The following is a 14090-nucleotide window of genomic DNA, read 5'->3' on the forward strand; positions in this document are numbered from 1 at the left end:
TTACTTGGACTGCGCGTGGCAGGATTTCTTGGAGGCGTTCAGGGCCTCCAGCGTGGCGGCCAGGGCGGCGCGGTCCTTGTTGTCGTAGGCGGTCTTGAAGGCGTTCAGCACCTCCATGTACGGGCCATAGTCCGCCGGGCCGCGGTCCGGGTGGGCGCACATGGCCAGAGAGTCCTTGAGGAAGGCGTCCACGATCTCCGCGGGGGGCAGGGTGAGGGCGTTGATGCTGTGCTGCAAGAACTTGAAGCTGGTCTTCATGCGCTTCTTGATGGACTTGTAGGAGGTGCCCGCGGGGCCAAGCACGGCGTCCGCGCCCTCTCCCGGCAGGGCGATGCCCTTCACCTTGAGCTTCATCTCCGCCATGCCGCCCACCTGCTTGATGGAGAGCTCGAGCTTGGTGCAGGTCTCCAGGTGCGGAGCAAAGGCCTTCAGAGCCTCCGGCTCCACGGCGTGGCGAAAGCCGCCGGCCAGGGCCTTCAGCACCAGCGCGACCTCGTCGGCCTGGAGAATGATCTCGATCTTCATGTCGTCGCTTCCCATGGGGCGCTCCTTTGGTTCGTTTCGTATCCGCAGGTTCCAAGTAGCTGAAGTTGCGTGGACAAGTGTTACGGCAGCGTCACGCCGTGGTGAATGTCTGCTGAAGATGCGCCCCTTCACGCCGCGCGGGGCGAGATGATCCGCGCGGCCACATGCCGGGCCAGGAACCGCCGGGCGTTCTCCTGCCCCATGAAGCGCGCCAGGGTCCGCTCGTCCGTTTGGGCCAGGTCCACGCAGATGAGCCCGTCCAGGCAGTCGCCGAACTCCGGGTCCAGGTTGAAGGCGGCGATGCGCCCGCCGAGCTTGAGGTACTGCCGCAGCAGCACGGGAATGCCCCGGCCCTTCTCCACCTCGGCCACCAGATCGTTCAGGTCGCCGGGGTCGCGGAACACCGTTTCGGGCACGCACACGTCCAGGCGCGAGAGCTGACGCTCGCGCGGGGGGCGCGTGGGCTTGACCAGCCGCGCCAGGCCCGCGTCGAAGCTGTGGCGCCGCAAAAACTGCATCATGAGCTCCCGCGCCAGCGGGCTGTAATCGCCGGAGATGCTGACGCAGCCGAAGAGCACGCGGTAGCGCGGATTGCGCGACACGTATTCGGCCAGGCCCTTCCACAAGAGCAGCAGCGGCTGGTAGGACTTCTGGTAGCGGGTGCGCACAAAGGAGCGGCCCAGCTCAAGGGCCGGACCCAGCCGGTTCCAAAAGGTCGCCTTGATGCGGAACTGGCTGGCGGTATACAGCCCGGCCGCGCCGTGCGCGCGGATGATCTCGTCCGTGCCGGCGAAGCGGTAGGCCCCGGCAAGCTCCTGGTCCTGGGTGTTCCAGAGGATGAGGTGCCGGTAGCGGGCATCGTAGGCGTCCGTGTCCAAGGACTCGCCCGTGCCCTCGCCCACGCTGCGGAAGGTGCTCTCGCGCAGGCGGGCGACCTCGTGCAGTATGGCCGGAATCTCCGCCGCGGTGGCCTCAAAGACCATGAACGGCGCGCTGGCGACCAGGATCTGTTCCGGCCGCAGGTTCTCTATCTCGCGCAGGCGCAGCTCCTGGGGACGCGGGGCGGCCAGGGCCTTTTGCGGGCGCGGCGCCTTGCCCGAAAGCCTGCCCGCCACCCAGCCCTTGGCGCGGGGTTCGGCGCGGCGGGCCTGCTTCTGCTCGCGGCTGCGCAGCAAATGACAGCGGAAGCGCATGTAGGCCGAGGCCTCCTCGTCCGTGGCGATGGCCGCAAGCTTTTCCGGCGCTATGGGCGCGCCCATGGCCAGGCGCAGGCTGTGGCCGCACTGGCCCAGGTTCTCGCGCGGCAAAAGCAGCGTGCGCAGGCGCGGGTGCACCAGTCCGGCGGCCTGAAACAGCGCGCCGTTGCGGCCCTCGAAAAACACCGGCAGCACGGGCGCGCCCGCTTTGCGCACCAAGGCGGCCACGCCGCGCTGCCAGGGCGGATCGGCCACCATGCGCTTGGCCAGGGCCAGGCTGGCGACCTCCCCGGCCGGAAAGGCCACGATGACCCCGCCCTTTTTGAGCCACGAAAGCGCGGCGCGCAGGCCCGCCATGTTGCGGGTCCTGGCTCCCTGGCCGCCAAAGGCGTCTATCTCGATGAGCATGGGCCGCATTTCCGGAATGGCCGACAGCAGATGATTGGCCAGGATCTTCACATCCGGCCGGATGGTGAGCAGCAGCTTGGCCAGCACCAGGCCCTCCACCACGCCGAAGGGATGGTTGGACACCACCACGAGCGGCCCGCTGGCGGGCACATGCTTGAGGTCGGCCTCGGCGATGTCCGATCCGACGCGCAGCTCCGCAAGGGCGCGGTCCAGAAACTCGCCGGTGCGGGCCAGGGCGGCGCGCCGGTCCGCTTCGCCGGGCACTTCCGGGGGGCCGCAGACCGGGCCGCCCGCGCAATCGCCAGGCAAATCGCCAGAAAGCCTGAAAGCCGGACCGTCCGACTGACAGCTGGGCTGACAGCTGGGCTGGCTGCCGGGCTGGCCGGGCGCTTCAGGCATGGGGGTGTGGGCGCGGGCGTACATGCTGTTCAGGGTGTCCAGGCGGAGCACTTTGGCCAGCGGCTTGCTGATGGCGGAGAGCAGGACGTTTTTAAAGGCGGAGTTGGTGGTTGGCGTGAACCGGAAGGGCTGTTCGAGGCTGGGCCTGGGTTCTGGCATGAGCGTTCTCCCTGGCTTGTGGGGTTGGCGGTCGCCGCTATGGCTTACCGCAGTGCGGCAAACCTAAGCCCCTTGCCCCACGCCTGGGTGTCCGCACTGTGACGGCGCTGTGAATATTACGGAGCCGCTCCCCTGCCCCGCCCGGATATTTTTCGGTTCAACACGCCGATTTTGCCTCTTCTTTTGCACTTTACGTCAAAAAGCCGACCGAGTGCCCCGTTATTCCCTTGACCTCACATGCCTGCCTTTTTAGAAGAAGGGGATTTGTTCCGCTCACCGCCCAACCACAAGGAGACATACATGGCCGTTCACGTGGCCCAGCACCCCCTGGTCAAGCACAAGCTCGGCCTTTTGCGCAAACACGACATCACCACCAGCCTGTTCCGCGACGTGACCCAGGAGATCGCCAGGCTTCTCACCTACGAGGCCACCAAGGACCTGGAGACGGAAAAGAAGACCATCAAGGGCTGGGCCGGCGAGGTCGAAATCGAGCGCATCAAGGGCAAAAAGATCACCGTGGTGCCCATTTTGCGCGCGGGCCTGGGCATGATGGACGGCGTGCTCGACATGGTGCCCGGCGCCAAGGTCAGCGTGGTGGGCTTTTACCGCAACGAGGAAACCCTCAAGCCTGTCAAATATTACGTGAAGCTCGCGCGCGACATCAAGGCGCGCATGGCCCTCATCCTCGACCCCATGCTGGCCACCGGCGGCACCCTGGACGCCACCATCGAGCTGCTCAAGAACGCCGGCTGCACGCAGATCCGCGGCCTGTTCCTGGTGGCCGCGCCAGAGGGCATAAAACGCATCACCGACAAGTACCCGGACGTGGACATCTACTGCGCGGCCGTGGACGAACGCCTGAACGAGAAGGGCTACATACTTCCAGGCCTGGGCGACGCGGGCGACAAGATCTTCGGCACCAAGTGAGCACGGGGGGCGCAAGCCCCCCTTTTTTCGGCCCGCGCACGGCATGCGGCTTTGGCGGGCGCCGGTACGGTCAACGGAACCGACATGCGGTTCGAGAACCATAAAGAGGGAGACGCGCGATGAGCAGAAAGACCATCCAGGTAGAGGAGAAAGTACCCTTCTTGCAGGGCATTCCCTTGAGCTTCCAGCACCTTTTCGCCATGTTCGGCGCTTCCGTGCTGGTGCCCACCCTGTTCAAGATCGACCCGGCCATCGTGCTGTTGATGAACGGCATCGGCACCCTCATCTACCTGGTGCTCTGCAAGGGCAAGGCACCGGCCTTTTTGGGCTCCAGCTTCGCCTTCCTTTCCCCGGTGTTCGTGGTGCTCGGCGCGGACAAGGCCTTCTGGGGCGCGAACTACCCCATGGCCCTGGGCGGCTTCATCGCCTCCGGCCTCATCTTCGTGGCCGTGGCCCTCATCATCTGGCGCTTCGGACCCGGCTGGATCAGCTTCGTGCTGCCCCCGGCCACCATGGGCGCCATCGTGGCGCTCATCGGCCTTGAGCTGGCGGGCGTGGCCACCGGCATGGCGGGCATCATGCCCGACGCCAAGACCGGCGGCTACGACATGAACGCCATCATCATCTCCATGGTGACGCTTCTGACCATAGCCTTCGGCTCGGTCATCTTCCGCGGCTTCATGGCCATCATCCCGGTGCTCATCGGCATTCTGGTGGGCTACGGCACCGCGCTGGGCATGGGCGTGGTGAAGTTCGACGCCGTGCTGGCCGCCCCGGTGCTGGCCATGCCCACCATCTACACTCCGGTGTTCGACATCAACGCCATCATCATCATCATCCCCGCGGCGCTGGTGGTCATCAGCGAGCACATCGGCCACCTCGTGGTCACGGGCAACATCGTCGGACGCGACCTGACCAAGGACCCGGGCCTGCACCGCTCGCTCATGGGCGACGGCGTGTCCACCATGCTTTCCGGCTTCTGCGGCTCCGTGCCCACCACCACCTACGGCGAAAACATCGGCGTCATGGCCATCACCCGCGTGTACTCCGTGTGGGTCATCGGCGGGGCCGCGGTCATCTCCATCTGCCTCGCCTTCGTGGGCAAGCTTTCCAGCTTCATCCAGTCCATTCCCGCGCCGGTCATGGGCGGCGTGTGCATCCTGCTCTTCGGCGTCATCGCCGCCTCGGGCATCCGCATGCTGGTGGAGGCCAAGGTGGACTACTCCAAGCCCGTGAACCTCTCCCTCACCGCCATCACGCTCATCGTGGGCATCAGCGGCGCGGCCATCAAGATCGGCACCGTGCAGCTCAAGGGCATGGCCCTGGCCACCGTGGTCGGCATGCTCCTGTCCATCGTGTTCCGCGTGCTGGAGCGCACCGGTCTGACCAACGAGCAGACGGACATCTAGCCCGCCGCACCAGGCAAAAGCAAAAGGGACGCTCCGGCGTCCCTTTTTTTTGGCTAAAGACTTGCTGGCGCGTGGGGACAGGAAAAACGGAAGAAACCAGCCATTGCCCGACCGGCCAGCCCGCGCCGTAGCGCAAGAAAGTCGCGACGCGGCGAAGATCCGCGCACGCCAGGACAATCCCCCCTACCCGATGCGCAGCAGCTCGTCCCAGTTCGTGGTGTAGCGCGGCGAACGCCGGTGCTGGCGCATGTGCCAGGGCCGGTCCGGCGCGCTGGAAATGGCCAGGCGCAGCGCTCCCCGGCCGTGGCGGCGGTTCACGCTGTCCAGCACGTTCATGAGCGCGCGCTTGCGTTGGCGCTCCTCCGGCGGCAGGTCGAGGAGCGACCGCTGCCGCCCCGTGGCCGAGGCCAGCCCCAGAAGCAGCACTCCGGCCTTTTGGTAGGCGAAGCCCGGGCGGAAGGCCTCGTCGAGGGCGCGCAGGGCTGCGGCCACAATGTCGGGCGTAAAATTCGTCGGCCCGGGCAGCGTCACCGTGGCTTGCCCCTGGTGCTGGGGCAGCTCCTGGCGATGGCGCGGCGTAAGGGTGAACACTTGCAGGGCCTGGGCCTCCAGCCCTTCCACGCGCAGCTTCTCGGCCGCGCGCGCGGCAAAGGCGCACACGGCCTCGCGCAGGTGCTCCTTGTCCTCCACAAGCTGGCCAAAGGACCGCGAGCACAGCACGGAGCGCCGCGCGGCCGGGGCGCTGGCCACGCTCAGGCACGAGACGCCCTTGAGCTCCAGCTGGGTTTGCAGGCCCACCACGGTCATCTCCTTGCGCACCCAGTCGGCGGGCAGGCGCGAAAAATCAAGGGCCGTGCGCACCCCGCGCGCAAGCAAGCGTTTGGCGTGGCGGAAGCCGATGCCCCACACGTCGCCAACTTCCGTCCCGCGCAGAATCGCTTCCGCTTCGGCGGCGCTGGCGGCGGCAAGATCGAACACGCCGCACAGACTCGCATCCTTCTTGGCGCGGCGCGCCGCCAGCTTGGCCAGGGTCTTGGTGCGCGCCAGGCCGATGGACACCGGAATGCCCGTGTGGCGCGTCACCCGCTCGCGCACAGCGCGGCACAGGGCCAAGGGCTCGGCCACGCCCGTGAGGTCCAGAAAGGCCTCGTCGATGGAGTAGACCTCCACGCGCGGGGCCATGTCCTCAAGGAGGCTCATGACGCGGCCGGAAAGGTCGCCGTAGAGCGCGTAATTGCTGGAAAACACGGCCACGCCGTGCTTGCGGAACGCGTGCTCCCACTGGTAGGCGGGCGCGCCCATGGGGATGCCCACGGCCTTGGCCTCGTTGGAGCGCGCAATGACGCAGCCGTCGTTGTTCGAAAGCACGACCACGGGCTTGCCCTTGAGCTCCGGCCGGAAGAGCCGTTCGCAGGAGGCGTAGAAATTGTTGCAGTCCACCAGGGCGTAAAGCGGCATGGCGGCTACACCTTGTGGATGACGTGGCAGACCACGCCCCAGATCTCGAAATCCTCGCGCGCGGTGACGTCGAAGCTCGGATAGTCCGGGTTGGCCGGGGCCAAAAACAGGCGCTCACCCTTGCGCTCCAGGCGCTTCACGGTCAGCTCGCCGCCAATGGCCGCCATGACCACACGGCCGGCGCTGGGCTCCACGGCGCGGTCCACCACCAGCAGGTCGCCGTCGTGGATGCCCGCGCCCAGCATGGAGTCGCCCACGGCGCGCACGAAGAACGTGGCCGCAGGGTGCGCAATCAAATGCTCGTTCAGGTCCAGGCGCTTGTCGATGAAGTCGTCGGCCGGGGAGGGAAAACCGGCCTGCACCCCGGCGAGCAGCAGGGGCAGAAGCATCTTCGGCGCGGTGTCCATATCGATGGGGCCGAGGAGTTCCAGGCCGTTGGTGCGGAGTTTCATGGGCGCAGGCTACGGGAGCGCGGGGCGCTGGTCAAGGCGTCAAAGGGAATGAAAAAGCCCCTGGCGCGTCGCTAACGCCAGGGGCTGAGGTCGTTTGAACAAAACTGTGGAAATGGGCCCTTTCGCCGAGGCTACTCGCCCAGGTACGCCGCGCGGATGGCCGGGTTGGCGAGGAGCGCGTCCGCCGAGTCCTCCATGACCACGCTGCCGGTCTCGAGCACGTAGCCCCGGCTGGAGCTCTTGAGCGCCAGATTGGCGTTCTGCTCCACCAGCACCACGGTCACGCCGTCGGTCTCGTTGATCTCGCGGATGATGCGGAAGATCTGCTGCACGATGAGCGGCGCAAGGCCGAGGCTGGGCTCGTCGAGCAACAGCAGGCGCGGGCGGCTCATGAGCGCGCGGCCCATGGCCAGCATCTGCTGTTCGCCGCCGGAGAGGGTGCCGCCGTGCTGCTTGCGGCGCTCCAGCAAAATGGGGAACATTTGGAACACGCGGTTCTTGTCGCGCTCTATGCCGTCCGGGTCGTTGCGGAAGAACGCGCCCATGTCCAGGTTCTCCTCCACGGTGAGCCGGGGGAAGATGCGCCGGCCCTCCGGCACCTGGCACAGCCCGCGCGAGGGCAGCAGATCGGCGGCAAGGCCGTCGATGCGCGCGCCGTCGTACCAGACCTCGCCCTCTTCCGGCTTGATGACGCCGCAGATGCTCATGAGCGTGGTGCTCTTGCCCGCGCCGTTGGCGCCGATGATGCTGACGACCTCGCCGGGGTAGACCTTGAGCGACACGTCGCGGATGGCCTTGATGCGGCCGTAGGCGCTGGTGATGTTTTTCAGTTCGAGGATGGGCTGCTGGTCCATGGATTAATCCCTCTCCTCGCTGCGCACGCCCAAACGCTTGGCGGGCCAAAGCCCCTTGGGGCGGAAGATCATCATGACGGCCATGACGCCGCCGAACACGAACATGCGGTACAGCTCGAAGCCGCGGAACATCTCCGGCAGGGCGATGAGCGCCACGGAGCCCAGGATGACGCCGGGAATGGAGCCCATGCCGCCCAGCACCACCATGGCCAGCACCATGGCCGACTCGATGAAGGTGAAGGACTCCGGGCTGACGAACTTCATGCGCGCGGCGAAGAAGGTGCCGGCAAGGCCGCCGAACACCGCGCCCAGGGCGTAGGCCAAAAGCTTGATGCGCAGGGTGTTGACGCCCATGAGTTCGGCCGCGGTCTGGTCCTCGCGCACGGCCTCGAACGCGCGCCCGATGCGCGAGTGGTTGAGGCGGTACACGGCGAGCACCGTGAACACCGCCAGGGCCAGGATGATGTAGTAGAGCTGCTCCAGGCTGTTGAGCCACATGTGCTCGAACCCGGTGCCGTTCCACCAGTATATCCCCGGCGCCTGGATGCCCAGGATGCCGTTGGGGCCGTTGGTCAGGCTCATCCAGTTGTTGATGACGATGCGCACGATTTCGCCGAAGCCAAGCGTCACGATGGCCAGGTAGTCGCCGCGCATGCGCAGCGTGGGGTAGCCGATGAGGCACCCGGCCAGGGCCGAGAAGCAGGCCGCGATGGGCAGGCAGAGCCAGAAGGATATGCCGAAATGGATGGAGAGCAGCGCATAGGTGTAAGCGCCAACGCCGAAAAAGGCGATGTAGCCGAGGTCGAGCAGGCCGGCCAGGCCGACCACGACGTTCAGGCCCAGGCCCAGGATGATGTACACCAGGACGCTGATGGCCACGTCGTGCGCGTAGCGCTCCGTAAAGAACGGAAAGGCCACGGCAACGGCCATAACCAGGGTGAGCGCAAGCCAGGTGGGCACCCGGGCGGACACGGCGGCGGCCGCTTTGCCCAGGGCCTCGGCCGGTTTGGCCGCAAAGCCGAAAACTCCGGCCTGCTTCAGCTGGTACAACACCAGAAGGATCGCGGCGGCGGCGGCCACCTTGGCCCAAATGGCAAAACTCGCGGCGAACTCCAGCCCCTGGGCTTTTATGCCCAAAAGCGGCCAAAGCAGCACATAAAACCACGCCATGGCGATGGCGTAGCCAAACCAGAGCTTAGACGCGCGTATCGTCAACGTTCTCTCCCATGATTCCGGTGGGCATGAAATACAGTACGGCGATGAGGATGATGAAGGCGAACACATCTTTGTATTCGCTGGAGATGTATCCTGCGGCGAAGACTTCGATCATGCCGATGATGAGCCCGCCCAGCATGGCGCCGGTGATGTTGCCGATGCCGCCCAGAACGGCGGCGGAGAAGGCCTTGATGCCGGGCACGAAGCCCATGTCGTAGCGCACGGAGCCGTAGTACAGGCCGACCATGATGCCCGCGGCCGCGGCCAGCCCGGCGCCGATGGCGAAGGTGATGCTGATGATGCGGTTGGAGTTGATGCCGACCAGGGCGCTCATGGTCTTGTCCTGGGCGGTGGCGCGCATGGCCTTGCCGATGCGGGTCTTGTAGACCAGGATGTTCAGGGCCACCAAAAGCAGCGCGGTGACGCCCACGATGATGAGCTGCATGTAGGAGAGCATCACGCCGCCGAGCTCGAAGCCGCCCTGGACCATCTCGCCGGGGTAGGCCCGGTCGTAAACGCCCTGGGTGAGCATGAGGCCGTTTTGCAGAAAAATGGACATGCCGAGCGCGGAAAGCAGCACGGACAGCCGGGAGGATTGGCGCAGGGGCTTGTAGGCCAGCTTCTCAACCGCCATGGCCAAAAGCGCGCAGTAACCCATGGCCAGCACAAGGGCCGCGCCCAGGCACACAAAGGGCGGAAAGCCCTGGGCGAACAGCCAGCTGATGAGGATGACCCCCATGTAGCCGCCGGCGGCGTAAATCTCGCCATGGGCGAAGTTGATGAGCTGGATGATGCCGTAGACCATGGTGTAGCCGAGCGCCACCAGGGCGTACACCCCGCCCAGGGTGATGCCGTTCACGAGCTGCTGGAGAAAGAATTCCACGTGTGTTTGCGCCTTTTAAAAGCGGAGGCCCTTATCGGGCCTCCGCCGTGTGTTCGCTTGTTCTCGCGGGAAGCGGGAGACTACTTCTTGTACAGCTCGCCGTTCTCGGGGTTCCAGAAGTTCTCGAACTTGCCGTCCTTCACGACCTGGATGACGTAGTTGGAGCCGGAATCGCCGTTCTCCTTGTACTTGATGTGCTTGGAGGCGCCGTCGAAGTCGAGCTTCATCATCTCGGCCTTGACCTTCTCCGGGTCGGTGGAGCCGGCGGCCTTCACGGCCTTCAGGTAGGCGACGGTGGAGTCGTAGGAGTAGGCGGAATACGCGCCGGGCTCGCCGCTCTTGGCCTTGTAGGCGTCATAGAACTTCTTGTAGGCCGGGGTTTCCTTGTCGGTGTAGCCGAAGGTCAGGTACACGCCCTCGGCGTCCTTCTTGGCCAGCTCCATCAGCTGCGGATGGTACACGGCGTCCTGGGCGAGGATCTTGGTCTTGATGCCCATGCGCGCGATCTGGATGAGCATGGGGGCGGCGGAGGCGCTGTTCTGCAGGCTGACGTAGAAGACGTCGGGCTTGGCGGCCTTCACCTTGGTCAGAACGGCGGAGTAGTCCTTGTCGCCCTGGTTCACGTGCTCGTGGCCAAGCACCTTGAGGCCGGAGCTGGCGGCCAGCTTCTCGACGTTGTCGGCCAAGCCCTGGGAATAGGTGGTCTTGTCGTCCACGATGTAGACGCCCTTGGCCTTCAGGTGGTCGGTCATGAACTTCACGGCGGCCTTGCTCTGGTCGTCGTCGCGGCCGCAGGTGCGGAACATGTACGGCATGCCGCGCTCGGTGACCTTCTCATTGGTGGAGGCCGGGGTGATCATGAAAATCTTGGCGGCGGTGAGCGGCTCGGAGGCCGGGATGGTGGCGCTGGAGCAGTACGCGCCGATGACGGCGGTGGCTTTCTCGTTGATGAGCTTGTTGGCGGCGGCAACGGCCTGGCGCGGGTCGCAGGCGTCGTCTTCGGCCTGCAGGGTGATGGGGCCCAGGGCGCCCATCTCCGGTCCCATGACCTCGATGGCGGCCATGACGCCGTTCTTGATGTCGTTGCCGTCGGCGGCGTACTGGCCGGTCAGGGGGCCCAGGCTGCCGATCTTGATGCCGGCCTTGGGAGCCTCTGCGGTCTTTTCTTCCTTCTTGCCGCAGCCCGCAACCACGAACGACGCGAGGAGCAGCACGGAAAGCAGGTACAATGCGCGTTTCATCTCGTTAATCCCCCTTTAATTAAGTTCATTGCCAAGATACGCCTCGATGACCCGCGGATCGCGCTGAATCTCTTCAGGCTTGCCCTCGGCGATCATCACGCCGTGATCAAGAACGACGATGTGGCGGCAAATGCCCATGACCACCTTCATGTCGTGCTCCACCATGAGAATGTTGATGCCGCGTTCGCTGATGCGCCCGATGGTGTGCATGAGCTCGCGGCTTTCCGCCGGGTTCAGCCCCGCAGCGGGCTCGTCGAGAAGAATCGTCTTGGGCTCCGTGGCCAGGGCGCGGGCTATCTCAAGCCTGCGCTGCAGGCCGTAGGCCAGGTTCGAGGCCAGCTCGCCGGCGAACTCGCCCAGACCCATGAACTCGAGGGCCTGCAACGATTTCTCGCGGATGACCGCTTCCTCCCGCTTTTGCGCAGGAGAGCGCAATATGGCCCCCAAGACGCCGGTGCGGGTGCGGCAGTGTTGCGCCACCATGACGTTTTCAAGGGCCGTCATGTTCTGAAAGAGGCGTATGTTCTGAAAGGTCCGCGCCACGCCGAGGGCCAGAATCTTGTGCGGACGCAGGGAGCGCAACGGCGTTCCGTCGTAGCTCACCTGCCCGGCAGAGGTCTGGTATACGCCCGTAATGACGTTGAAAACCGTGGTCTTGCCTGCGCCATTAGGCCCAATGAGACCGACGATGTCCCCCTCGCGGACGCGAAAGGACACATCGGTCAGAGCCTGCAGCCCGCCGAAGCGGACACTGATTTCGGAGAGTTCCAAAGTTGCCATAGGTGCCGCCCACTATACAGACGCCTAGCAATTAAAATCAAGTGTGTAGATTTACAAAAATTGTCAGCGCACGCGAAAAACGGCGGGTATCAATGAATATCTCACGAATGTACGCAATATGCAGAATAATATTCTGAAAACGGAAGGCTGAACGCTCGTGTTTTCGCCACCCCGTGCGCACTTGCCCGTGGCGTGAATTCCGGCTATGAGTCCCTTTTTTACACCAATCCTAAAAAGAGACTCCATGACCGACCGTCCCATCACCTTCGACAAAGGACCGCGCCCCGGAACCTCCATTCTGGCGGATTTGCTTGATATTGACGCCCGCCTGCTTTCGCAGGTGGCCCGCCGGATGAAGCTTGTGCAGCGCGCTGCCAAGGGCCGCCAGGTGCTCGACCGCGAGATCGAGAAACAGCTTTGGAGCGCCTTTGACCAGCTGAGCCGCCAGCAGGGCCTGGATCCGCGCCTGACGCGCCAGCTCTTCGCGCTCCTCGGCAGCTTCGGCCTGGAGGGACAAAACTCCCGCCGCGCGGCGGACAAGCCCTTCACCCTCATTCCCCGCTCCGAAGCGGCGGACATCGACATCACCGGCCCGCGCTCGCGCACGCAGACCCGCATGCTGGCCGTGCTGGCCGCGGCCACGAACCAGAGCGTGCGCCTTTCCGGCGTCGTCCTGTCCGACCCGCTCATCGAGCTGGTGAAGGCGCTCAACCAGTGCGGCGCGCACCTTTCGTGGACGGAAGACAGCCTGGACGCCAGTTCGCCCGAGAAATTCACCGACGATTTCCCCCTGCGCTTCGAGGACGTCCTCGTGTTTGCGGGCGAGGAGCCGTTCACCCTTTATGTGCTGCTGGCCTTTGCCCTGCGCGATGTGGGCCGCAGCAAGTTCGCCGGCGGCGCGAGCCTGAAGGCCCTTGACCTGCGCCAGCTCGACGCCCTGCTGCCCGTGCTCGGCGCGCGCCTGGCCCCCATGAATCCGCGCACGCGCGGCCTGCCAGCCCGGCTCGAGTCCGGCGGCCGCATGGCCTCGCGCCTGGAGCTTGGACCGGAGACCCCGCCGCTGTTCGCCCAGGCTGTGGCCCTGGCCGCCTGGAGCTACCCGGAAGGCCTGCGTCTGGCCCTTTCCTCCGACCCGCGCGCCGCAAGCGCCCAGGCCGATGCGCTGGACGAAGTGCTGACCGTGCTGAACCTTTGCCAGGTGAAGGCCGAGCGCAAAGGCCAGGAATACGTCATTCCGGCCGGCAAGCCCAAGCTGCCCAAGGCTCCGGCCCTGCCGCTGGACCCCGCCCTCTCCTCGTACATTCTGGCCATGCCCGCCATGGCCGGCGGTTTCGCCCGGCTTTCCGGCAAGCTTGAGATGCCCCAGGACGTGCTGGCCGACTTCAAGGCCCTGGGCCTGGAGCCCGGCTTCGACGGCGGCGCGGCCACCTGCCGCAACGCGCCGCTGAACGCCGGCCAGACCCTGGTCATGGGCCGCACGCCCAAGTTCCTGCCCCTGGCCCTGGCCCTGGCCGTGCGCGCCGGCGGCGCCCGCGTGGCCCTGCCCGCCGGAGCCGAAGGCCCCGTTTCCCGCGCCTGGGCCATGGACCTGCTGGACCGCCTGGGCGCAGGCTACGAGGACACGGACGAGACCCCGCGCGAAGAGCTCGTCATCACCAGCGGCCCCACCCGCGCCTGGGAAGGCGTGTGGACCACCCCGGACCCCTGGTGCACCCTGGCCCTGGCGCTTTTGTCCTTCATCCGGCCCGGAATCTCCCTCGACAACCCGGGCGGCCTGGCCGCGCTGTGGCCCAGGTTCTGGGCCCTGTTCAACGCCATGCCCATGGTGCGCGACATGGCGCCCGCCCCCAAGGAGCCAGAGAAGCATGACACAAAGCCCAAAAATCGACGCGTCAAGGTCTAGCGAAACGACCGACGCCGAAGCCATTGCCCGCGCCGAGGCGGAGATGGCCGGTTTCGCCGCGGAGCGCGACGCCTGCGTTGCGCGCTGCAACGAGCTCATCGCCGCCGAAGACCCGGCCGCTGGCGTTTTCCACGCGGCCGAGATCTTCCGCCTGAAGCAGGACAAGCTGCGCCTTGAGGTGGAGATGGAGTTCCGGCGCAAGAAAATCAATCGCATCCGCCTGGGCATGGAGGACACGTCGGTCCCCGGTCCGGGCGGCATGCCGTTCTAGCCCAGCACAA

The 14090-nt window shown here is 65.7% G+C and carries 13 protein-coding genes; 4 read left to right on the forward strand and 9 right to left on the reverse strand.

Annotated features, from left to right (window positions below; all coding sequences use genetic code 11):
• Positions 1 to 540, reverse strand: a complete 540-nt coding sequence (locus ACYQ4W_RS08520; protein ID WP_459855262.1) for a GAK system XXXCH domain-containing protein — start codon at positions 538 to 540, stop codon at positions 1 to 3.
• A 113-nt stretch (positions 541 to 653) separates the two neighbouring features.
• Positions 654 to 2687 carry a bifunctional lysophospholipid acyltransferase family protein/GNAT family N-acetyltransferase gene (locus ACYQ4W_RS08525; RefSeq protein WP_459855265.1) on the reverse strand — a complete coding sequence of 678 codons (2034 nt, stop codon included), beginning with the start codon at positions 2685 to 2687 and terminating at the stop codon, positions 654 to 656.
• 300 nt (positions 2688 to 2987) lie between these two features.
• On the opposite strand from ACYQ4W_RS08525, the gene upp reads away from it, so the two are divergent.
• Both upp and uraA read left to right on the forward strand, forming a co-directional pair.
• Entirely contained in the window at positions 2988 to 3614 is a 627-nt protein-coding gene (gene upp, locus ACYQ4W_RS08530) for a uracil phosphoribosyltransferase (RefSeq protein WP_459855267.1), read from the forward strand.
• A 119-nt stretch (positions 3615 to 3733) separates the two neighbouring features.
• Positions 3734 to 5023: a uracil permease gene (gene uraA / locus ACYQ4W_RS08535; protein ID WP_459855269.1), complete on the forward strand. Its 1290-nt coding sequence runs from the start codon at positions 3734 to 3736 to the stop codon at positions 5021 to 5023.
• 183 nt (positions 5024 to 5206) lie between these two features.
• On the opposite strand, the gene ACYQ4W_RS08540 is transcribed toward uraA, so the two are convergent.
• The 7 genes from ACYQ4W_RS08540 to ACYQ4W_RS08570 all read right to left on the reverse strand — a co-directional run bounded on the left by ACYQ4W_RS08540 (position 5207) and on the right by ACYQ4W_RS08570 (position 11906).
• Positions 5207 to 6481: a Y-family DNA polymerase gene (locus ACYQ4W_RS08540; protein WP_459855271.1), complete on the reverse strand. Its 1275-nt coding sequence runs from the start codon at positions 6479 to 6481 to the stop codon at positions 5207 to 5209.
• 5 nt (positions 6482 to 6486) lie between these two features.
• Positions 6487 to 6933, reverse strand: coding sequence for a LexA family protein (locus ACYQ4W_RS08545; RefSeq protein ID WP_459855273.1), 447 nt, complete (start codon positions 6931 to 6933; stop codon positions 6487 to 6489).
• Positions 6934 to 7064: 131 nt separating this feature from the next.
• Positions 7065 to 7787 (reverse strand): ABC transporter ATP-binding protein, encoded by a 723-nt coding sequence (locus tag ACYQ4W_RS08550; RefSeq protein ID WP_459855275.1) that lies wholly within the window; start codon positions 7785 to 7787, stop codon positions 7065 to 7067.
• Between the two features lie 3 nt (positions 7788 to 7790).
• On the reverse strand, positions 7791 to 9002 hold the full coding sequence (gene livM / locus ACYQ4W_RS08555; protein WP_459855277.1) for a high-affinity branched-chain amino acid ABC transporter permease LivM: 1212 nt from the start codon (positions 9000 to 9002) through the stop codon (positions 7791 to 7793).
• Complete coding sequence (locus ACYQ4W_RS08560) at positions 8983 to 9885, reverse strand: branched-chain amino acid ABC transporter permease (protein ID WP_459855280.1); 903 nt, start codon at positions 9883 to 9885, stop codon at positions 8983 to 8985. Before ACYQ4W_RS08560 ends, livM begins: the two co-directional genes overlap by 20 nt.
• A gap of 80 nt (positions 9886 to 9965) precedes the next feature.
• Complete coding sequence (locus ACYQ4W_RS08565) at positions 9966 to 11126, reverse strand: branched-chain amino acid ABC transporter substrate-binding protein (RefSeq protein WP_459855284.1); 1161 nt, start codon at positions 11124 to 11126, stop codon at positions 9966 to 9968.
• Positions 11127 to 11141: 15 nt separating this feature from the next.
• Positions 11142 to 11906 (reverse strand): ABC transporter ATP-binding protein, encoded by a 765-nt coding sequence (locus ACYQ4W_RS08570; RefSeq protein ID WP_459855286.1) that lies wholly within the window; start codon positions 11904 to 11906, stop codon positions 11142 to 11144.
• Between the two features lie 244 nt (positions 11907 to 12150).
• On the opposite strand from ACYQ4W_RS08570, the gene ACYQ4W_RS08575 reads away from it, so the two are divergent.
• Together ACYQ4W_RS08575 and ACYQ4W_RS08580 are read left to right on the forward strand one after the other, a co-directional pair.
• The gene (locus ACYQ4W_RS08575; RefSeq protein WP_459855289.1) at positions 12151 to 13809 is read left to right on the forward strand and encodes a hypothetical protein; all 1659 of its coding nucleotides are present in this window, start codon (positions 12151 to 12153) and stop codon (positions 13807 to 13809) included.
• Positions 13772 to 14080: a hypothetical protein gene (locus ACYQ4W_RS08580; protein WP_459855292.1), complete on the forward strand. Its 309-nt coding sequence runs from the start codon at positions 13772 to 13774 to the stop codon at positions 14078 to 14080. Before ACYQ4W_RS08575 ends, ACYQ4W_RS08580 begins: the two co-directional genes overlap by 38 nt.
• Positions 14081 to 14090 lie beyond the last annotated feature (10 nt).

Source organism: Humidesulfovibrio idahonensis (genome assembly GCF_054657715.1).